16 protein-coding genes and 3 pseudogenes are annotated in these 20935 nt (G+C 60.9%); 10 read left to right on the forward strand and 9 right to left on the reverse strand.

What is annotated here, in order from left to right; all coding sequences use genetic code 11:
• Positions 1–150 precede the first annotated feature (150 nt).
• The 5 genes and pseudogenes from CSQ95_RS29390 to CSQ95_RS26610 form a co-directional block, all read right to left on the reverse strand.
• The gene (locus CSQ95_RS29390) at positions 151–456 is read right to left on the reverse strand and encodes a hypothetical protein (RefSeq protein ID WP_143450085.1); all 306 of its coding nucleotides are present in this window, start codon (positions 454–456) and stop codon (positions 151–153) included.
• 110 nt (positions 457–566) lie between these two features.
• Positions 567–965: a hypothetical protein gene (locus CSQ95_RS29395; RefSeq protein ID WP_143450086.1), complete on the reverse strand. Its 399-nt coding sequence runs from the start codon at positions 963–965 to the stop codon at positions 567–569.
• Between the two features lie 152 nt (positions 966–1117).
• The gene (locus CSQ95_RS26600; protein WP_099411658.1) at positions 1118–1609 is read right to left on the reverse strand and encodes a hypothetical protein; all 492 of its coding nucleotides are present in this window, start codon (positions 1607–1609) and stop codon (positions 1118–1120) included.
• 719 nt (positions 1610–2328) lie between these two features.
• Positions 2329–2421: pseudogene (locus CSQ95_RS30365) on the reverse strand (IS5/IS1182 family transposase); the annotation flags it as partial.
• Between the two features lie 174 nt (positions 2422–2595).
• Positions 2596–3294: a TetR/AcrR family transcriptional regulator gene (locus CSQ95_RS26610; protein WP_180279175.1), complete on the reverse strand. Its 699-nt coding sequence runs from the start codon at positions 3292–3294 to the stop codon at positions 2596–2598.
• A gap of 231 nt (positions 3295–3525) precedes the next feature.
• Here CSQ95_RS26610 and CSQ95_RS26615 point away from each other — a divergent pair, with 231 nt between their 5' ends.
• The 8 genes and pseudogenes from CSQ95_RS26615 to CSQ95_RS26650 all read left to right on the forward strand — a co-directional run.
• Positions 3526–5370 (forward strand): FAD-dependent monooxygenase, encoded by a 1845-nt coding sequence (locus CSQ95_RS26615; protein WP_099411661.1) that lies wholly within the window; start codon positions 3526–3528, stop codon positions 5368–5370.
• 10 nt (positions 5371–5380) lie between these two features.
• Positions 5381–7264: an FAD-dependent monooxygenase gene (locus tag CSQ95_RS26620; protein WP_180279176.1), complete on the forward strand. Its 1884-nt coding sequence runs from the start codon at positions 5381–5383 to the stop codon at positions 7262–7264.
• 31 nt (positions 7265–7295) lie between these two features.
• The gene (locus tag CSQ95_RS26625; RefSeq protein ID WP_099411663.1) at positions 7296–7892 is read left to right on the forward strand and encodes a VOC family protein; all 597 of its coding nucleotides are present in this window, start codon (positions 7296–7298) and stop codon (positions 7890–7892) included.
• Positions 7889–8860: a fumarylacetoacetate hydrolase family protein gene (locus tag CSQ95_RS26630; RefSeq protein ID WP_099411664.1), complete on the forward strand. Its 972-nt coding sequence runs from the start codon at positions 7889–7891 to the stop codon at positions 8858–8860. Before CSQ95_RS26625 ends, CSQ95_RS26630 begins: the two co-directional genes overlap by 4 nt.
• Before the next feature lie 58 nt (positions 8861–8918).
• Complete coding sequence (locus CSQ95_RS26635) at positions 8919–10187, forward strand: OmpP1/FadL family transporter (RefSeq protein WP_099411665.1); 1269 nt, start codon at positions 8919–8921, stop codon at positions 10185–10187.
• A 46-nt stretch (positions 10188–10233) separates the two neighbouring features.
• Positions 10234–13701: an indolepyruvate ferredoxin oxidoreductase family protein gene (locus CSQ95_RS26640; protein ID WP_099411666.1), complete on the forward strand. Its 3468-nt coding sequence runs from the start codon at positions 10234–10236 to the stop codon at positions 13699–13701.
• A 7-nt stretch (positions 13702–13708) separates the two neighbouring features.
• On the forward strand, positions 13709–15655 hold the full coding sequence (locus tag CSQ95_RS26645; RefSeq protein WP_099411667.1) for an acyl-CoA synthetase: 1947 nt from the start codon (positions 13709–13711) through the stop codon (positions 15653–15655).
• A gap of 237 nt (positions 15656–15892) precedes the next feature.
• Positions 15893–16060: pseudogene (locus tag CSQ95_RS26650) on the forward strand (DDE-type integrase/transposase/recombinase); the annotation flags it as partial.
• Between the two features lie 179 nt (positions 16061–16239).
• On the opposite strand, the gene CSQ95_RS26655 reads toward CSQ95_RS26650, so the two are convergent.
• Positions 16240–16548: a hypothetical protein gene (locus CSQ95_RS26655; protein WP_099411668.1), complete on the reverse strand. Its 309-nt coding sequence runs from the start codon at positions 16546–16548 to the stop codon at positions 16240–16242.
• Positions 16549–17670: 1122 nt separating this feature from the next.
• Here CSQ95_RS26655 and CSQ95_RS26660 point away from each other — a divergent pair.
• Positions 17671–18708: a depolymerase gene (locus CSQ95_RS26660; RefSeq protein ID WP_099411669.1), complete on the forward strand. Its 1038-nt coding sequence runs from the start codon at positions 17671–17673 to the stop codon at positions 18706–18708.
• Positions 18709–19227: 519 nt separating this feature from the next.
• A pseudogene (locus tag CSQ95_RS26665) lies at positions 19228–19512 on the forward strand (IS3 family transposase); the annotation flags it as partial.
• Between the two features lie 124 nt (positions 19513–19636).
• Here the strand turns inward: CSQ95_RS26665 and CSQ95_RS29400 are convergent.
• The 3 genes from CSQ95_RS29400 to CSQ95_RS26680 are packed head-to-tail and all read right to left on the reverse strand — an operon-like array spanning position 19637 to position 20933.
• Positions 19637–20194, reverse strand: coding sequence for a PD-(D/E)XK nuclease family protein (locus CSQ95_RS29400; RefSeq protein WP_180279177.1), 558 nt, complete (start codon positions 20192–20194; stop codon positions 19637–19639).
• Positions 20191–20643 carry a hypothetical protein gene (locus CSQ95_RS29785; RefSeq protein WP_099411671.1) on the reverse strand — a complete coding sequence of 151 codons (453 nt, stop codon included), beginning with the start codon at positions 20641–20643 and terminating at the stop codon, positions 20191–20193. The genes CSQ95_RS29400 and CSQ95_RS29785 overlap by 4 nt, the downstream gene beginning before the upstream one ends.
• 8 nt (positions 20644–20651) lie before the next feature.
• Positions 20652–20933: a hypothetical protein gene (locus tag CSQ95_RS26680; protein WP_099411672.1), complete on the reverse strand. Its 282-nt coding sequence runs from the start codon at positions 20931–20933 to the stop codon at positions 20652–20654.
• Between the last annotated feature and the right edge of the window lie 2 nt (positions 20934–20935).

The raw sequence follows: 20935 nt of genomic DNA on the forward strand, positions 1-20935 counted from the left end.
CCAGATCGACGCCGACGCGGATAATCTTCATCGTGGACTCCTTCTCTTAACTGGTTGTGTGGTAACTCCCAGTTTAGGCGCCTAGACGCCAACAGGTGAGGAGGAGTCCATCCCATTGCTTCTGGCCGATAGAAGTCTTAAGGTGGCCACCTACTCAGAAATAACTTTTCCTGTGCCGACAACCTGCGCGCCCTCCAATACTTCAAATACTACCCCACAGATGAGGGGTGAATAGTCTACATTGGACTGAAATATCAAGACCGCGTCAGCGCACGCAGAAGCGCCAGGCATAACAAAGTCTCGAGGACCATTGAACATCGCGACTCCCAAATATTCGCCCTGCCCGACACGAAGATGCGGACGATAAATGCCTGAACAAAGGTCAGTCGCAGTTGCACGGCCGCCCTCTCGATGAGCCTTGAAATCAATTTGGACTCGAACGCTGTGCTTTTCCATTGTGTTATTTCCGATTGAGCACCGTCTGCTTCTGGCCGTTTGCTGTCATTGGTAGGCTGCTCCCAAAAGCGGTCACATGTCAAAGAAAAACATGCTTACGCCTTGCTCAGTCATTTTACTTTTGGAGCCAAAGACCACCACGGATTCATGCTTTCGCCTGCTGACTGTTCAAGATCTTGCCCGCTCAAGCTGAAAGCACCAGGGAATTCTTCTAGCGCCTTAGAATAAATCCCCTTGTTTAGACAGAAACTATAGGCAATTAGCAGAACGGATTCAATGAACTGATACGAATGCTGCCAATGCTCATGAAGCCAACTTTGTAAATGATCGCGAAGACCTGATGGGGGAATTTCATAGGTGTGCCATTGATGGTGCGCGAGCTCGTGAAGTTTACGGAGGGTAAGGCACTTGTCCCCCCCTTCGGATTCGATTAGTGCAATCCTGGCATGATCCCAAACCGTCAAAGGATCAAGTCCATCTGGCAGGTTCTCGTAGTCCTTGATGTTCATTTCCATTCAATCTGGCAAAAATCATTAATCAATGCTCGTGGCTGCTATTGGCCGATAGCGGCAGCAGAGCATAGCGGATTGCCAAGCAGAAATTCTCACACATTGTCACTCTGCTCTAAATGGCTGCTTCTGGCCGGAATGAGCCTATCGCCTCATTTTTTCAAGAGCTCTCGATAGTAATCAAAGACGTTATTTTCGTCCCCATCTGTGATGAATTTTGCCACTCGCCCCCATGGCCAAAAGTTGGTGCCTGTCTTCGTTCTAAGTCCTGGGAATTTTTGGCCATTAATCGAAATCATGCCCCACTCCGCGCCATAATTCCTGCGGTACACCTCACCAACATAGCTACCGAACCCCTTGGCAAATAACATCACCTGCTCTTGTGAGGGTCTCGGCGTCTTAGCGACGTAAGAAGCGTGCATCTTTACCAAAGCTCTTTCGACATTTTCAATGCTGGCATCACTCCAATCCAGCTGCATACCAAACTGGCTTTTAGCCAAGTCCACGGCATCTAAAGCATAAGCTTCCGCAATTTTTTGGATGTTAGGGTCTGCAACAAAACTGTGACTTTCTTGGTCAACCGCATTCGCGTGGAATGGGAGCATGGCCAAGATAAAAAACAGTAGCGTGTTGAAATTTTTCATATTTCTCTTAAATAGAAATGTACTTAAGGCGATGCGTAGTGATCGTCAGGTCCTGGCTGCGGATTCAATCCTTCAACGCAACACTTTAACTTAAATGCATCATTGCAGAATGGAATGATGAGAAAAAGAACTCGATTCGATTGAGCCGCGACCCACGAACCCCGGGATTAACGTCACAAGACGTTTTGCGATGGGAACATCGCTAATGCAGTAATCCGCCGAAGCTCGAGCAGCCTTTGCTTGAGCGCGGTAGGAGGCTCTGCAGGGCAGGGGAGAAAGACAGGCCAGACTCGACCTCGTCGGTGGATCAGGCTGCTACGAGATCGCACGCCAGGTGCCCGGCACGAAACCCAAGCCCCGGACACGATCCATCGATTTTCATCGTCCGAGAACCATGGATCAGGAGAGTCGTAGGTACCTGCAGCGATTTACTCCAATGGCACCGTCCGCTTCCGCCCCAGGCTGTGTGAAAACGCAGAAAAATTCTGGTCCTTCAAAAATCGGCCTCCCAAAACGCGCGCTACGCCGTTTTCTCGGTGTTGGGAATGGTAATCCTACCCACGAATATTTTGAGATTTGGCGTTTTCACACAGCCTGGCCCCAAAGCGGACGGCTGAGTTCTACTTCAGCCGAAACGCTGCACACTTTTCACGATGTGCTGACGAAAAAATTCGCTGCAATGTCAACGCTAAACGGCTCGTCGAATTCAACGACAATCTGTTCTGGTCCGGCCAGATGAGCAGCGAACCACGCACCTTCAACGCCGTGTTGTACTCCGTCCAGTTGGTCGTTCGATACGTCGGTTTGCTAGGTGCATACCTGCCGACAGTTTCCCCGAGCCGCGATTCAGGCGTCGCTGGCGGAAAATTGTGCAACAGAGCCACGACGAAGTGCGCGCCCTGATCGCCAGACTGGAACTGTGCCTGGCGCGATCTCCATCGCAAGCCGATGCCGGCCCATCCGCCCAGGGCGAGAATTAGGCCAAACTAGGCCGGACGCAGGGCGACGCCGTCGAAGAGGGCGTCGATCAGCTGGTCGGCGTGCAATTCCGCCTGCTGCGCCGTCATCGTATCGATGCCGTAGATGCCCTTGAGCAGGTTCATCGACGATTGCACGGAGGTCAGCATGCCGGTCATCATGATGCTGCCATACTCGACAGGGTAGCGCTTGAGCAGCCCCTGTTCCTGGCATTCGAGGATCAGCGCGTCGAGCCGCGCGTGGAAGGGCTTCATATAGGTAGCGATGATCCAGTCCAGCCTGGGACCGCCCTGGGCCACTTCCTTGAAGACCAGCGCATGCGCGGCCGGATGCAGCACATTGATCACGGCAAAGGTCTTCAACTGCGCTTTCAAGTGCGCCAGCGGGTCGGCCGACGCCAATGTCTGGTCCACCGTGCGGGAAAACTCTTCCGCTTCCGCATACGCGCCCGCCACGACGGCGCGCCACAAGCCCTCCTTGCTGCCGAAATGGTAATTCAATAGCGGCTGCTTGACGCCGGCCCGCTGCGCGATCGACAGCACGGACGCGCCTTCATAGCCCTTCTGCGAGAACTCGATCTCGGCCGCCTGTATCAGCCTTTGCTTGCCATTCGCTTCCGGCGCCGTCGCCGGCGGCGTGTCGGCATTGAACAGCGCGGCTCTCCAGGCGGGGCCGGCTTGTGTGGATTGCTTGTCGTCTGCTGTCATATTTTTCATTGAAGGTCACGCCACCGGGCCGTTCCGCCCGGATTCCATTTCATCCTGTCGCGCAGCCGCAACGCTGCCCGCTTGCGCGCCATTATACGGCGCGCAAGCCGCGCGCCGTCGTCCGATGCGTGCCGTGGAATTGCTGTTGACTTCAAACTTATAACTATATAAGCTGTACTGATACTCATATAAATTGACGTGGCGGACCGACCGTCATGACAGGAGACAGACATGCATGAAACAGACGTACCGGTGCTCATCGTGGGCGCCGGCCCCATAGGCATGCTCATGGCCGCCTTGCTGGCGGACCGGGGCATCGCATCCTTGATCGTGGAGCAGCGCGACGATCTGCACCTGGCGCCGCAGGCCCATGTCATCAACAGCCGCACGCTGGAAATCCTCGCGGAAATCGGCATCGGCGACGACGAGCTGGCCGGCATCGCCACGCACGCGGATGGCGCCAGCCATGTGACGTGGCGCCGCACCCTGGCCGGCGGCGACCTAGCCAGCATCGATATCGGCGGCCCCGCGTATGCGGCAAAGCTGGCGCGCTCCAGCGGCAAGATCACGCGCAATATCCCGCAGCACCAGCTGGAGCGCCTGCTGTTCCAGCACCTGTCGCGGCGCGTGCCGTGCCGCACGGCGTTCGGCCAGACCTGGCTGGGCGCGCAGCACTACGAAGATCACGCCATTTCGCGCCTGAAGGATGGCGCCACGGGCAAGGAATACCGCGTGCGCAGCAGCTGGATCATCGCGGCCGATGGCGCCGGCAGCCGTGTGCGGCGCGAGTGCGGCATCGCGATGGAGGGCCAGACGGACCTGGCAAATTTAATTACCATCAATTTCGAGGGCGATATCCGCCACCTGGTGCAAGACCGGCCATCGATCCTGTTCTGGATCATGTCGGCCCGCTGTCCCGGCACCTTCATCGTGCACGACGCGTCCCGCTACTCGGTGTTCATGACACCGTATTTTCCCGCCTGCGAATCGCCGCGCGACTATCCCGTCGAGCGCTGCGAGCGCATCTTGCGGGCTGCGCTGGGCGACGACGCCATGCCGCTGCGCGTTACCTCCACTTCCAGCTGGACCATGCAGTCGCACACGGCGAAACGCTACGCCCACGGCCGGGTTTTCCTCGTCGGCGATGCGGCGCACCGCTTCCCGCCCACGGGCGGCCTGGGCCTGAACACGGGCGCGGCCGACGCGCACAACCTGGCCTGGAAGCTGGCGCTGGTCATCCAGGGCAAGGCGGGGCAGGCGCTGCTGCAGACCTATGAAGAGGAAAGGCGGCCGGTGGCGCTGGCGAATGGCCAGGCCAGCACAGTGAACCACCACAAGATGCGCGAAGTGAGCGACGCCCTGGGCTTGAACATGGACCATTTACCGCGTCTGGCCAGGCTGCGCGCCAGCCTGGCGGCGCGGATCCTGCCGCGCGCCGTGCGCAGCGGCGTCAAGAAGCTGCTGGTGGCTCCCATCGAGGCGCGCACGGACAAGGTGCAACTGGCGGCCGGCGGCCCGCATGCATTGCAAAGACAGCGCGTGCAGCAGGCGGCGGAAAACCAGTTCGCCCATTTCAATACCATAGGTCTGGACCTGGGCTACCTGTACCGCAGCGCGGCCGTGATCGGCGACGGCAGCCGCGCGCCGCTGGCTGGCGACCCGGTGCTGGAGCACCTGCCATCGTTCCACCCCGGCGCGCGCTTTCCTCACTTTCATCTGGCGGCGCCCGTTGGCGTAAAACTGTCGTCGCACAGCCTGCTTGGCGGTGAACGCTTCGTATTGGCGGGCATGGGGCGCCATGCCGGCGCCGTGCATGCCCTGGTGCGCCAGGCTGCCGCAGTGCTGGGCGTGGCGCTGCACGCGGCCGATCTCGACGCGCTCGTTCATCCTGACGAGGCCGGCCGCCTGGCCGCCTTCAACCAGGAGCAGCCCGATGGCCTGTTCCTCGTGCGCCCGGACGGCCATATCGCCTGGCGCCATGTGCACGTGGACCTGCCGCAAGCGGATGACCTGATCGGCATCTTTGCCAGCCTGTTCCATCTCGGTTTGCCCGCCCGGGCGACCGTTCTTCACTGAAGGTATCGCCGTGATTTCAACTCAAACAGATAGCCACCGCGTGCGCGGCGGCGAAACGGCGCCTGTCGCCATCGTCGGCGCCGGCACGGCCGGCTCCGTGCTGGCGCTGCTGCTAGCCGAATATGGCATCCGCAGCGTGCTGGTGGAGCGCAACACGCAAGCGGACCCGCATCCGCGCGGCAACGTCTGGTCGATACGCTCGATGGAAGTGCTGCGTTCGATCGCGCCGGAGCTGGCGGACGACTTCAGGGAAGCGAGCGCGCCGCCGCTCAAGCTACGCTACATCACCTGGTGCACGTCGCTGGCCGGCGTGGACCTGGGCCGCTGCGTGCCGCTCGGCGATCCCGCCCACACGGCGGCCTTGCTGGCATGCAGCCCTTGCCGTCCCTTGCACCTGTCGCAGAACGTGGCAGATCCCATCCTGCGTGCGCAGGTGCTGGCGCAGCCCCTGATCGAATTTTTGCCCGGGCATGCGCTGGTCGCGCTGTCGCAGGACGCGCAAGCGGCCACGCTGACCCTGGCGCACTGCGCGAGCGGCAAGACGGCGCGGCGCGCGGCACGCTACGTGATCGGCGCCGATGGCGCGGCCAGCAGCACGCGCCAGGCGCTCGGCATCGCTTCGGCGGCGACGCCGCTGCAAGCGGTGGTGCAGATACATTTCCGGGCCAATCTGGCGCACCTGACGTCGGCCCGGCCCAGCCCCCTGTACTGGATACTCAACGCCGGCGTCGCCGGCGCACTGTCCGCGCACACGGCCGACGACAGCGAATGGGTACTCAGCTGCGCCGTGCTGCCGCCGCTGCTGACGGCGGCCGACATCGGCGACGTGCAGGCGCTGGCCATGGTGCGCGCGGCCATCGGCGACGCTGGGGTGCCCGTGGAGCTGATGTCGGTGCGGCCGTGGAATATGGAATTGCGCCGGGCGGCGACGCTGCGGCGCGGCCGCGCGCTGCTGATCGGCGACGCGGCGGCCGGTTTTTCCGCCATCGGCGGCTTCGGCATGAACCACGGCATCCAGGATGCGGCCAGCCTGGCCTGGCGCCTGGCGCTGCTGTTGCGCGCCGGCGATGCGGCCGTCTTGCGCGACGTCTTGCTGGACAGTTATGCGAGCGAGCGCCGGCAGAGCATCGACGACCATGCGCGCCGCACGCGCGAGTTGTCCGGCCTGTCGGACCAGGTGATGGCGGCGGCGGGGCTCGATCCCGCGGGACTGGGCAAGCTGGCCGCGCTGTCGGCATCGGCCCCCGTGCGCCTGCTGCCGCGCGCACTGGCGCGCAAGCTGGTCGGCGGCTTGCTGGCGGGCGGTCTGAAACCGCTGGCCAGGCTGGCCGAGGCGTCGGGCGACGGCGCCGTGCTGCGCACCCGCGTGCGGCGCGCGATCGACAGGCAGCGCGAAGTGTTCGTCACGCTGGGCATGGACCTGGGCCATGCCCTGTCCTGCGGTTTTGTCTGCCGCGAGCCGCATCCGCATCCCCGGTCGCCGAACGCACATACCGAGTACTGGCCCACCACCAGTCCCGGCGGCCTGATTCCCCACGCGTGGAGCGGGCAGCGCGGCAGCGACCTTTCCACGCGCGACCTGGCGCGCCAGCATCCGCTGACCCTGCTGGTGCAGGCCTCGCAACGGCCTGCATGGCTGGCCGCACTCGATGCCGTCAATGCGCAATGGGGCATACGCATCGCCTGTCCCTGCATCGACGACAGCGACGCGGCCCAGTTGCGCCTCGCCGCGCCAGCCTTCGCGCAGGCGCTGGAAATGGCGCCGGACGGCGCGCTGCTGGTGCGCGGCGACGGCGTGGTGGTGTGGCGCAGCCGCCATCGCTGCGCCGCGCCCGCGCAAGCGCTGGCGGACGTCTTTGCCACCCTGTTTTCCCACAATAACTACCAATCTTGATGCGCAGGACAGACCCCACCAAGGAGACACCATGAGCCATACCATGCAGCAATTCCCGATTCCCTGTCCCGACCCGCAGGCGCGCCAGCCGGCCAAGCTCGCGCACATCGTGCTGGCCTCGCGCCATTTCGAGGAAACCATCGACTGGTGGGGCATCGTGCTGGGCGCGCGGATCATGTTCCGCAACGAGCTGCTGTGCTTCCTGTCGTATGACGAGGAACACCACCGCCTGGCCCTGATCAATACGGCCAATTTCAGCTCGAAACGGCGCGAAAGCACGGGGCTCGACCACGTGGCGTTCACCTACGCCTCGCTCGACGACCTGCTGCACACCTACGAGCGCCTGAAGAAGATCGACATCACGCCCGTCTGGTGCATCAACCACGGGCCGACGACGTCGATGTATTTCCGCGACCCGGACGGCGTGCAGGTGGAACTGCAGGTGGATAACTTCTCCAGCCAGGAAGAACTCGACGTGTGGTTTCACTCGGGGGCGTTCGAAAAGAACGCCATCGGCGTGGAATTCGACCCCGACTACCTGCTGGAGCGGCACCGCCAGGGCGATGCTGACCAGGTATTGCTCGGCGCGGGCAATGTCGTCAGCCGGCGTTTCGTCACGCTGCCATGAGGCTGTGCAGCTTTTCCGCGCCGGGCATCGAGCGCCATGCGGGCGTGGCGCTCGACGGGGGCTGCCTGCTCGACCTCACGGCCCTGCATGCGTCCGATGCGCGCTTCGCCAGCTTGCTGGCCATCATCGAGCACGAGGCGGCTACCTTGCCCGCGATTCGGGCCAGCCTGGGGCGCCTGCTTGAAGCATCCGTCAGCGCGCACATCCACGCAGTGCATGCCGTCACGCTGGGGCTGCCCTTGCAGCCGCCGCAAATCCGCTGTTTCAGCGTTTATGCCCAGCATCTGAAGAACGCCTTCGGCCAGATACTCAAGCGCAAGAAGAATCCGCTGGCGTCCCTTCTGCTGCGCGCGCTGTTCAAAATTCCGCCATCCTTTTATGCCGCGCCCGCGTACTACAAGGGCGTGCGCCTGAACCTGTCCGGCCCGGGCGACACGATCACGCCGCCTTCGTCCGGCCCCATGCTCGATTACGAGGCGGAACTGGGCGTGGTCATCGGCCGTGGCGGCAAGAACATCCCCGCCGGCCAGGCGATGCGGCATGTGTTCGGCTACCTGATCTTCAACGACTTTTCCGAACGCTCGCAATTGATGAAGGAAATGGGGGCACGCCCCAGCGCGGGACCGGCCAAGGGCAAGGACTTTGATGGCAGCAACAGCCTGGGGGCCTGGCTGGTGACGCGCGACGACATCGCCGACCCGCACGCGCTGCAGGTGACGGTCAGCGTGAACGGCGAATTGCGGGGCAGCGGCACGACGGCCTCGATGAGCCACCGGATAGAACGCATCGTCGAGTACGCGTCATGGAACGAGACCTTGCAGGCGGGCGAATTGCTGGCCACGGGCTGCGTGCCCAATTGCGCGGGCATCGAGCAATGGCGCTTCCTGGCGGCCGGCGACCGGGTCGAGGTGGCCATCGACGGCCTGGGCTCGCTCGCGAACATCATCGGTAAACAGGAAGGAGGGTAGTTAGCGCAGACGTTTCAGGAAGAGTGTTATCCAAAAATTATAAATAACGGAGACTTGCATGCAAACGAAACATCTGGCCATCGCGATGGCCGGCGCGCTCGCGCACACCCTGGCCCAGGCAGACAATGGCTTTTTCCAGGTCGGTTATGGCGCCGAAGCGCGCGGCGTCGGCGGCGCGTCGGCGGCCGTCACGCGCGAAGTGCTGGGCGGCGCCAGCAATCCCGCCACCACCATATGGATCGACGGGGCCGGCGAACGCCTGGAAGCGGGCATGGCCATCATCCAGGGCAGGACGCGCATGTCGCGCAGCACCGCCGCCGCGCCTCTGCTCGACACGCACACGGACAGCGAGCGGGCTTTCGAACCCGTGGGCGAGTTCGCCTATGGCACCCTGATCAGTCCTGCCATGTCGGTCAGCGTGGTCGCCTATGCGAATGGCGCCTCGACCTTCTTGCCGGCATCGACCACGGCCTGTCCCGGCACGCTGGGCAATGCCATGTGCGGCGCGGGCAGGACGGGCGTCAGCATCCGCCAGCTGATCGTCGCGCCCAGCGTGTCGATGAAGGTGGCGCCCGACGTGTCGCTGGGCGCCTCGCTGCTGCTGGTGGGGCAGCTGTTCAAGGCGGAAGGCTTGCAGATGCTGGCCGCTTCCTCGCAGTCGCCGGGGCGGGTCAGCAACCAGGGCACGGCGACGGCCCACGGACTGGGGCTGCGCCTGGGCGCCTACTGGCGTGCCAGCGAGCAGCTGGGCCTGGGCGCTTCCTGGTCGCCCCGCGTGCGCATGAGCGAGTTCGGTAAATACAGGGGCTTGCTGGCCGACGCGGGCCGCTTCGACGTGCCGGAAAACTATCTGATCGGCCTGTCCCTGGCGGCCACGCCGCAGCTGTCGCTGCTGGCCGACTACCAGCGCATCAATTACAAGGGCGTGGCGGCGCTGGCGAACCGGCCTTTCGACGGCGGCAATCCGTTCGGCAGCACGGGCGGCGCCGGCAACGGCTGGGAAAACATGAATGTCTACAAGGGCGGCGTGCGCTACCAGGCCACGCCGCGCCTGCACCTGTCGGCGGGCCTGTCGTACAACACGGCCGCATTTGCCAGCGCCAGCACCTCGGCCAACATCAATTCGCCATCCACGTTCCGCCGCCATTACACGCTGGGCGCCGGCTATGCGGGCGGCGGCGCGCAGTGGTCCGCGTATTACCTGTATGCGCCGCAGGACACGCGCAGCGGCCCCTCCGCGTTGGCCGTCGCCATGGGCTCGTCCGGGCGGGAAAGCATCGGCACGCGCCAGCAGATCATCGGCCTGCAATACAGCCATGACTATTGACTATCTCTCTTGACCATCCATTGACCACTTTGAAGATCCGGATCCCATGAACGCTCGCATCACACCACAAGCCGAGGCCCAGCCCACGTCCCTCGATGACCGCTTCCTGCTGGAAAAGGGCCAAGTCTATCTGACAGGTAACCAGGCGCTGGTGCGCATCGCGCTGGACCAGCGCCGGCTCGACGCCGCCCAGGGCAAGAATACGGCCGGCTTCATTTCCGGCTACCGCGGCTCGCCGCTGGGCCGCTTCGACATGGAGCTGTGGCGCGTTGCGCCCGTCCTGAAGGCGGCGCAAGTCCACTTCCAGCCCGGCGTGAATGAGGATCTGGCCGCCACGGCTGTCTGGGGCAGCCAGTTCGTCGGCAGTTTTCCCGGCGCCCGGGTCGATGGCGTGTTCGGCATCTGGTATGGCAAGAGTCCCGGCGTGGACCGCGCCGGCGATCCGCTCAAGCATGGCAACCTTGCCGGCACCTCGCCGCTGGGCGGCGTGCTGGTGCTGGCGGGCGATGACCATAGCGCGAAGTCGTCCACCACGGCGCACCAGTCGGACTTTGCGCTGATCGCGGCCGGCATTCCCGTGCTGTACCCGGCGAATGTGCAGGATATTCTCGATTTCAGCCTGCGCGGCATCGAGATGTCGCGGCAGACGGGCTGCTGGGTGGGCATCAAGCTGGTGACCGATGTGGTGGAGTCGGCGGCGGAAGTGACGGTGGGCCAGCTGGCGCCGCTGCCCCAGCCCACGCCGGCCGCGGCCACGCCGGGCACTTCCCTGCACATCCGCAAGTTCGAAATGGCGCCAGCGGCGGAAGAGCGGCTGTATGTGCACAAGCTGCCGGCTGCCGTGGCGTTTGCCCGGATGGCCGGCCTGAACCAGCTCGTGTGGCCGGCGCCGCAGGCGCGCGTGGGCATCATTACGGCCGGCAAGTCGTATGCCGATACCATGCAGGCGCTCACGCGCCTGGGCGTCACCGCGGACGGGCCGGCCGGGCAGCGCCTGCGCCTGCTGAAGATCGGCATGGTGTGGCCGCTGGAAGACCAGATCGTGCGCGACTTTGCGCAGGGGCTGGAAACGATACTGGTGGTCGAGGAAAAGCGCCCGCTGCTCGAAGCCCAGCTCAAATCGATCCTGTTCGACGCGCGCCTGTCGCCGCCGCCCGTGGTGCGGGGCAAATTCGACGGCGCGCCGGAATGGTCGAGCTTGCGGGGACGGCCGGAACTGCCCATCTGCTATGAACTCAACACGGGGCAGATCAGCGCCGCCATCGCGAAACTGCTGGGGATGGCCGTGGCGGAAGAGCGCGCGCCCGCCTGCCAGGCGCCGGCCGGTGCCGTGCCGCTGCGCAAGCCGAGCTTTTGCGCCGGCTGTCCGCACAACATTTCGACCCGGCTGCCGCAGGAAAGCCGGGCGCTGGCGGGCATCGGCTGCCATACCATCGCCATGCTGAACGACCCCTTGAAAACCAATACGGTATCGCACATGGGCGGCGAAGGCGTGATGTGGATGGGGCAGGCGCCGTTCACGGACGAGGAACACGTGTTTGCCAACATGGGCGACGGCACCTACTTCCACTCCGGCTACCTGGCCATCCGTCAGGCCGTGGCGGCCAATTTGCGGATGACCTACAAATTGCTGTTCAACGGCTTTGTCTCGATGACGGGAGGCCAGCCCATCGATGGCGACATCAGCGTCGACAAGGCGGTGGCACAGCTGCAGGCCGAAGGCGTGCGCAAGATCGTCATCGTCACGGACGACGTGGCCGCGTACGCGCAGCGCCGCCAGGCGCTGAATGTGCCCATCTGGGACCGCACGGCGATGGAGCGCGTGCAGCAGGAGTTGCGCGCCTATCCCGGCCTGTCCGTGCTGATCTACGACCAGGCCTGCGCGACGGAAAAGCGCCGCTTGCGCAAGCGCGGCCAGTTGCCCGATCCACAGGTGCGCACCTATATCGACCCGGAAGTGTGCGAAGGCTGCGGCGACTGCGGCGAACAGTCGGGCTGCCTGGCGATCGAACCGCTGGACACGCCGCTGGGGCGCAAGCGCAAGATCAACCAATCGTCGTGCAACAAGGATCTGTCGTGCGTGCAAGGCTTTTGCCCCAGTTTCGTCACCTTGCACGGCGCGACCTTGCGCAAGGCGGGCGGCGCAGCGGCGCTGACGATTCCGTCGTTGCCCAGCCCCGCCATCGCCGACCGCTTCGAGCCCGTATCGCTGCTCGTCGCGGGCATCGGCGGCACGGGCGTGGTGACCATCGGCGCCGTGCTGACGATGGCGGCGCACCTCGATGGCAAGGCGGGCAGTTCGCTGGACTTGACGGGCATTTCGCAGAAATACGGCGCGGTGGCGTCGCACATCCGCCTGGCGCCCACCGCCGGCGAGCTGCACGCGGCGCGCATCGGCGAGCACGAAGCCGATGTGCTGCTGGGCTGCGACCTGATCGTGGCGGCCGGCGCCGAAGCCATGTCGCGCCTGCGCCCTGGCCTGGCCAGGGCCATCGTGAATACGGAAGTGGTGCCGACCAGCGATTTTACGCGCCAGCCCGACTGGTCTGCCGATGCGGACAGCCTGGCGCAAGGCATGCGCAGCGTGCTGGGCGAGCGCGCGCATTTCGTTGACGCCTCGGCGCTGGCGCAAGCGCTGCTGGGCGACGCCATCCTGTCGAACATGCTGTTGCTGGGCTGCGCCTGGCAACAGGGCTTGCTGCCCGTGAAGTTGGATGCGATGCGCCGGGCGATAGAGCTGAACGGCGTGGCCGTCAAGGCCAACTTGCGCGCGTTCGATGTGGGCCGCTGGCTGATCCACGACCCGGCCGGCGTGCGGCGGCAGGTGCTGCCGGCCCAGCAAGTCCATTTCGCGCGGGCGCAGCAACCCAGCTTGCCCGCGCTGATCGAAGACCGTTGCGCCAGATTGCAGGTGTACCATGATGCGGGGCTGGCCGCGCTCTACCGCGAGCGGATACATGGCTTGCGCGCGGCGCTGGGCCAGGAAGCGGCGTCGGAAAAGATCCTGCGCCAGGCCGCCACGCAGTATTTCCGCGTGCTGGCCGTTAAGGACGAATTCGAGGTGGCGCGATTGTATAGCCGCAAGGAGTTCCGCCAGTCGCTGGCCGGCAGCTTCGAGGGCGACTTCCAGATCCGCTTCCACCTGGCGGGCGGGCCGTTCGGCAAGACCGATGCGGCCACGGGACAGGTGCGTAAGACGGCCGTGGGCGCCTGGGTGTTGCCGGCCTTCCGCCTGCTGGCCAGCCTGCGTTTCCTGCGCGGCGGGAAGCTCGACCCGTTTGCGCGTGGCGCCGAAGCGGCCTTGAACCGGCGTATCCGCAACCTCTATGAAGACGACCTGACGCGCATCGCGCAAGGGCGGGACAGCGGTGAGCAGATGCTGGAACTGGCTTCCTGGCCCGAGGGCATACGCGGCTACGGCCACGTGCGCGCACGCATGGCCGACGCTGCGCTGGCCAGGCGCGCCGACATTGCGGTATGCTCCCCGCTGACCGCTGTTCAGCCTACCTTGTAACGGACTCATGATGCAAATCTCCCTGCCGGCCCCCATGCTGCCTTCTCTGACCTCCCTCGCCAGCATCGGCGACTTGCTGGCCCTTGAGGCTGTCCTTGATTTGCCGATCGATGGCGTCGCCAATACCTATGACTTGCTGCGGCGGGGCGCGGTGCTTGCGCCCGATGCGCCGGCGCTGTCCTTTTTCATGCGCGCACAGGACTATGCGCAACCGCACGTCTGGAGCCATGCCGAGAATCTGGGACAGATCACGCGCGCGGCGAACATGTTCCGCAAGCTGGGCCTGGAGCGGGGCGAGCTGGTCGCCTTCATCCTGCCGAACCTGCCGGAAACCCACTGGACGATCTGGGGTGGCGAAACGGCCGGCATCGTGATGGCAATCAATCCCATGCTGGAAGCCGGCACCATCGGGCAATTGCTGCAAGCCGCGCAGCCGCGGCTGGTGGTCACCGTGGCGCCCGCCAGCGGCCAGGAGCTGTGGGACAAGGTGGCGCAAGCCGTTGCCGGCATCGTCAGCCTGCAAGCCATCGTGGCCGTGTCGACCGAGCACTATGGGACGGCGGCGCAGGGCGCAGGCGAGGCCGCGCCGCTGCAGGTCAACTTGCCCGTGCACGATTTCCACAGCCTGCTGATGCGCGAAAGCGCGCAGCAGCTCGATTTCGCAGCGCCGGCACTGGATGACATCGCCTCCTATTTTTGCACGGGCGGCACGACCGGCATGCCAAAGATCGCCGTGCGTACCCATCTGACGGAGGTGGCCAATGCGCTGCAGGTGACGGCCGTGATCGGCGATGCGCTGATGCGCCCGGGCGACACCATGTTTTGCGGCTTGCCCCTGTTCCATGTGAATGCGCAGCTGGTGACGGGCTTGTCGAGCTGGAGCCATGGCGGCCATGTGCTGCTGGCCACGCCACAAGGCTACCGCGCGCCGCAGCTCATTTCCCTGTTCTGGGAAATCGTTGCGCATCACCGGGTGGTGGCGTTTTCGGGCGTGCCGACGATCTATGCGGCGCTGCTGCAGGCGCCCAGCGCGGAACTGGACTTGTCCTGCGTCAGGCTTGGCATCTGCGGCGCGGCGCCCATGCCGCAGGAACTGTTCAAGCGCTTCATGGACACCTTTGGCATCCGCATCGGCGAAGGCTACGGCTTGACGGAAGGCGGCTGCGTATCGACTCTGAACATCCCGGGCGGCGACTACCGCTATGGGTCGATCGGCTTGCGCCTGCCGTGGCAAGGCGTACGCATCGCCATCCTCGATGCGCATGGCGCCTATGTACGCGAGGCGCAAGCCGACGAGATAGGCACCTTGCTGATCCGGGGGGCGAATCTGTTCAAGGGCTATCTCGATCCCGTGCACAACCGGGGCATCTGGGTAACCTGCCCGGACGGGGAGGGCAGGCAGCAGGACTGGTTCAATACCGGCGACCTGGGCCGCATGGAGGCGGATGGCCATGTCTGGCTTGCGGGCAGGACCAAGGAATTGATCATACGCGGCGGCCACAATATCGATCCGAAGTGGATCGAAGAGCCGCTGTGCCGCCATCCGGCGGTGGCGCTGGCCGCCGCCGTGGGACGGCCCGACGCCTATGCGGGCGAACTTCCCGTCGCGTATGTCCAGCTGCATCCGGGCGCGACGGCCACGCCGGAGCAGTTGCAGCAATTTGCGCTCGAGCACATACCAGAACGGGCCGCGCTGCCGAAGGCCATCCATATCATGGCGGCATTGCCGACCACGACGGTGGGGAAAATCTTCAAGCCCGACTTGCTGCGGCGCGAAATCCTGTCCGTCGTACAGGCGGAGGCAAGCGCCTTGCAGCTCGAGCTGCTGACGCTGGAAGCGCGCCCCGATGAGCGGCACGGCACCGTCATCGAATGGAGAGCCGCGGGCGACACGGCGGCATTCCAGGCCGCGCTGGCGCGCTACACCTTCCAGCACAGGGTGCGGGTGCTCTAGGACGCTTTTTTTTTTGCGGGAAGCTCAAGGCTGGTTGAACTTGTAAAGCATATATGACTGAATCGCTACCGATGCTTTGGGTTACGCGACCGCTAGGGCTACGAAGTGACCCGAGAATGTATGGTTGGAGGAAGTTCCATGATGACTTGCTCTACGAGAAAGGTTTATTACACGGACGAAGTCGTTGCCAGAATGCGCACCGACACACGGTGTTTAGGATTGCTGCCGTTCATCAAGATCGAGGAACAGAACCACCGCGCCATCAAGCGAGTGACCAAGCCGATGCTCAACTTCACATCATTCCACTCGGCCGCCTCCGTAATTGCCGGCATTGAGCTCATGCACATGATCAGCAAGGGCCAGTTCGTAATGGATCACACAGTGATGATGCCGCTCGCCGATTAATTTTATGCTCTGGCAGGATAGGGCCGTCCAGTTTAAGGGCAGAAGTGCCATGCCCGGATAACTTCGCCCTTTGATCAACAACGCGACAAAACCAAGCTCAGTTCGCTCAACATAATTCATCAGGATATCGCCAATATGATAGAGCCGGTAACACCGCACATACACTCAGGTAACGTTTCTCAAATTGACATGTGACGATACAGGTTGCTGCGTATCCACTGCCCATTTCCAGCATCCGAGTTCTGTGTCTGCCACAGGCGGAAATCCGGGTCGGCAGTCAATGCGTCCATGCATTTGCCATAGTCAGCAAATGTTGCAAAAGGGACTGTGAATGACAAGTTCCCAGCTTCGCCAACGTTCACACTCCATAATGATGGTTCTGCGCCATACTTACGCCACAATGCAGCAACGACCTTGACGCTTTCTATCAGATTGATGAAATTGCTGCCGGGCTGCGGACGAAATTCGTACTGAACGAGGATGTTCATGGCACCTCCTTTACGTTGAACGGGATGAAAGATCAATTTTAAGTGTAGCGAGAAATGTCAAACTAACAAGTAAAATTTCTTTATTTGGAGTTCGGTTACATCGGTCTCGTTCGTACTGACTTTGAGACGACCTTGCACTTCGGCCAACGGTTTGCTTGGCTGTGAGCGAAGTGTCCGAGAGCGGTTGAATACGTAGGTGGGGAGCTTGAGGTCAGGTGGCAAGGCACCAGATAGGAACCAAGAATCGTTGACTGGATATTGCTAGAAAATCAAGCAATCGCTACGCCCCCCGCGACGCTCGCTCTCCCGTCCAAATGCATGATTTATCCACAGTGCTGTCCACGTCATCTGCGGACAAATTCAACTGCCATTTTTCTACGCAATTGCTGGGCCAATACTCGGAGATAGTACCACTCCCGCCGAAGGACTCAAACATGGCCATGTCGGACTCGGATGTCATTCTCAGCAGTGATACATCTCATTACAAATGATGATTGGCGAAGGATGGCGCGGCGCAGCATAATTGATTCGTCTCCTCCAACTCCTCAAAGAATTGGACTCAACCCGCCCAAGTTGGCGGGTTTTTTTTAGCCCAAACTTTTAGCTTTGGGCGGAAGCCTGCGGCCAATTGGACATTTGGAGGAGTGGTGTCATGTTGCGTTCTCTGCTTGCCTACAGAGGGAGCTCCCGTTGTCGTGGGCAGGCCCAGCATGCACAAGGCAGTCTACACGGAGGGAAAAGCTAACCATCTCTGACCAGAGTCTTTCACACAAATATGTGAAACTTGCGCCAGAAGCAATGAATAGGTTGACAGTAGCGATAAGCGGAAATTACATAAACTATATTAATTAAATTTATTGTCCATTGTCATGGAAACCAAGTAGTTATCTGGAGTCTGGCGATTGTATCGGTCGTTTTTTGTACTAAGAATGGAAAATATAAATATTTTTACAATTTTCGATGCATTTTGGAATTTGTATTTTTACCACTAAAAATAATAATTAAACTGCAATGATACTAATCGTGGGAGTATCCGATTGTACTGTGTGCTGCAGTGCGTCAATTCCGCGATGAGGGCACGTTAGCGCCTTCATTCCTATGATTTGCCATGTAGGAGTTGCTATGAAATTACTTTCCTCTACGATCACAATGTTGCTGGCACTTGGTATTTCCCCATCGCTTCAGGCGAGTGCCCCACTTCCGGGTGTGGGTGCAAGTCCTGAAGGTACATCCGTGTCTGGTCTGTCGTCAGGCGCGTTTATGGCAGTGCAATACCAAGTCGCATACTCAGCCTCGGTCTCCGGGGCAGGAATAGTGGCAGGCGGCCCATATTATTGCGCTTCGAACTTCCTACTAACCTATGCCGGCATCTGCATGGGAACAGTTCCGTTTTTTCCACCCAATCCCAACTTAATGGTGGCGGCGGCCCAACTTTTCGCGTTAAACGGAGACATCGATCCACTAATTAGCTTGCAAAAAAGCCGCGTTTACGTTTTTAGTGGCACCAAGGATACGGTGGTGTATCAGTCAGCTGTTAATGCCACGGTCGATTTTTTTAAAGGTGTTGGTGTGCCAAACATAAATCTGGTCTATGTTAATAAAGTGCCGTCTGGGCATGCGTTGTTGACACCAAGTTTTGGAAATACCTGTAGTGCAAACAAGGCCCCCTTCGTCAGTAAGTGCACAGTAGGTAAGGCGGCATATGACCAACCCGGTGCAATACTTTCCCATATTTATGGGCCGCTCAATCCTCCCGCCAAGATACGGACAGGCCAGCTGCTAACATTCAATCAGCGTGAGTTCGCCGATACATCGACCAGTATGGCTGACGATGCCTATGCGTACGTACCAGCAAGTTGTACCCAAGGTGTCAGCTGTAAAGTGCATGTTGCTTTTCATGGTTGCCTACAGTCGGAGAAGGTTGTCGGCGACGACTTCTACGGGAAAAGCAGTTATAACGACTGGGCCGATAGCAACAACATAATCATGCTTTATCCGCAAGTGAACGATTCACAACCGCTTAATCCCCAAGGCTGCTGGGATTGGTATGGTTACACGGGGCCAAATTATGCATACAAGAGCGCACCACAGATGAAGGCCGTTCAGGCGATGATTGAGCGGCTCACGTTATCCTCGTCAGGGCCCATGGCGATGCATTGAAAGCAAGTGATGACAGTATTCTCACCTGCGATGCATCTCATTACAAATGATGATTGGCAAACTATGCTGCGGTACAGCATATTTTAGCCGTCTTTTCCAACTCCTCCAAAATTGAATTCAACCCGCCCTCAGTTGGCGGGTTTTTTTAGCCAAAAATTTCAGCTTCGGAGTGGATGCCTGTGGCCAGCAGGATGTTGGAGGAGTGGCGTCATGCTGCGTTCTTGGCCCGCCTATAGAGGGAGGCCCCGTTGTCGTGGCCAAGCAGAGCGCGCAAAGAGCAGCCCTCAGTTATCTATTGGGCGTACTGGAAACCAGGTTTCGTGATGTTCAGTAAGTTCTAAGTGGACTGAGTCTAACGAACCAGGCCTGCAATCAACTTTGGGGAATCGAGCCAGCGCTGCGTTCAGTAGCCAAGCGGCACAGTGACTTACGGTAAGACAACGTAGTGGGTGCGGCAACTGCACTAGATGCTCTGAATCGCCACGACCATTGTAGACGCTCCTGAGCCATAACGATCCTGTGATGGTTCATTCGGATCAGGGCTCGCAGTGCACCAGCAAGGACTGGCGCGATTTCTTGACTGCGCATCGGCTGGAAGCAAGCATGAGCCGACGTGGAAACTGTCACGACAATGCTGTCGCTGAAAGCTACTTCCAACTGCTGAAGCGTGAGCGCATCAAGCGCAAGACCTCTGCAACCAGGAATGACGCCAGGCAGGATATCCTCGACTACATCGAGATGTTCTACAATCCGAAACGCCGTCACCGATTTAATAACAGGCTTTCGCCAGTAGAGTTTGATTGAAGGCATTTTGAACGGCTCGCGGGTGTTTAGCAGACTCGTGGCGATTCACCCAAAGTGCAAATACAGATGCGCGTGTCAACTGGATTAGATACTCACAGAGGCCACTCGTTGAGCACCATATGGTTTACGGCGTACTTTCAGGATACGTTTTGCACTCTCTCATGAATTCACATCGGCGACACTGTGATGATGATTCCGCGTGGTCGGCTGAAATCGTTTGATTCAATAAAGCCATTCTGCGGTGATAAAGCGCGGTAATTTGTTTGTGGTTGAGTAAGAAAACCTTCATGGCTCTACGCTCAGGTATCTCAGGGTGCTGAACAACGACAAAGCCATAATTATTCACCTTGGCTCCGCTTACCAATTCCAGAATCATCTTTTGGACAGAGAGTTCGATCACGTCCGACATGAACACGCGCTCAACACGACGGATTTTGTACTCCATCAACGTGAGTCTTCCTTTGTGGCGATAGACCCGATCAACACGCGCGATGAGTTTGATGGGGTGATCGAGTGAGAAAGTTTGCTCGGCGTAAGCCAGGCTGGCGTAACGCAATTCGTCCGGGAGCCACCTGGGGCGCGTTCGACACCTCGCATGCCGTCTCACTCCACGTACAATACAGAGCAACAGAAGCACCCAACCCACATGCAAGAGGGTCGATAGAACTGTGGAAGTGCTCATTTTTTTTCGTGAGTGCGTGCGACAAGGCGAAGGCGCGGCTGGTGCTTCTTTTGCTCTTGCCGATGTCGCGGCCAGCACAGTTGTTCGCGTAGACGCAAAAACACCGTCCGAACGGATCTCCCCATGTGAAAGCGCATCTTGCGCGCGGCCGATAGCCATGCCGGCATGATTTGGTACAGCCGCCTGTGGAGTCTGGTAGTGCGTGTAGCCAATTGCTTGGGCCTGATGAACGCCCGTTCCGGCAGGCTTGGGAGCGTTAGTGAAGCGGCGTCCAAATTCAACGTTGCGATGAAGAACTTCGCGTGTTGAAGCTCTCCATAGGCTCGTGCCTGCTCGCGCTCGGACGAGCAGCGCGGGCCAAATCTGTCGGCCAGGACGATCTTGCGTTCGCAGTATCCCATTTCAGCCAGTTGGCTAGCACTGAGTCGAGGTAGCTCTTCGTTTTTCATTTCCACTCCTATTCGCTTCTTGATGGGCCAAAAAGCTCCATCGATGCCAGGGCGACGACGGTATCCTGACTTGGCGTGTTCGGTTCAGTCATAGGCTTGCCGAGCCGCAGCGCCTCCGAGGTCGACGTGGTTTGTCCGCATTGCTGTATCACCAGTCCGGCATAGGCCAGGGTGCGCAGACGGTTCACGCGGCGCGGCCCCTTCGGAAACTTGATGAGATCGTCATACAGGGGCGGGTTGTCCGCGCGTTCCAGCTCTACACTCAAACGTATCGTGCCAGGCGTATCCATCG

Origin of the sequence: Janthinobacterium sp. BJB304, assembly GCF_002735765.1 — a bacterium.
Lineage (GTDB): Bacteria > Pseudomonadota > Gammaproteobacteria > Burkholderiales > Burkholderiaceae_D > Janthinobacterium.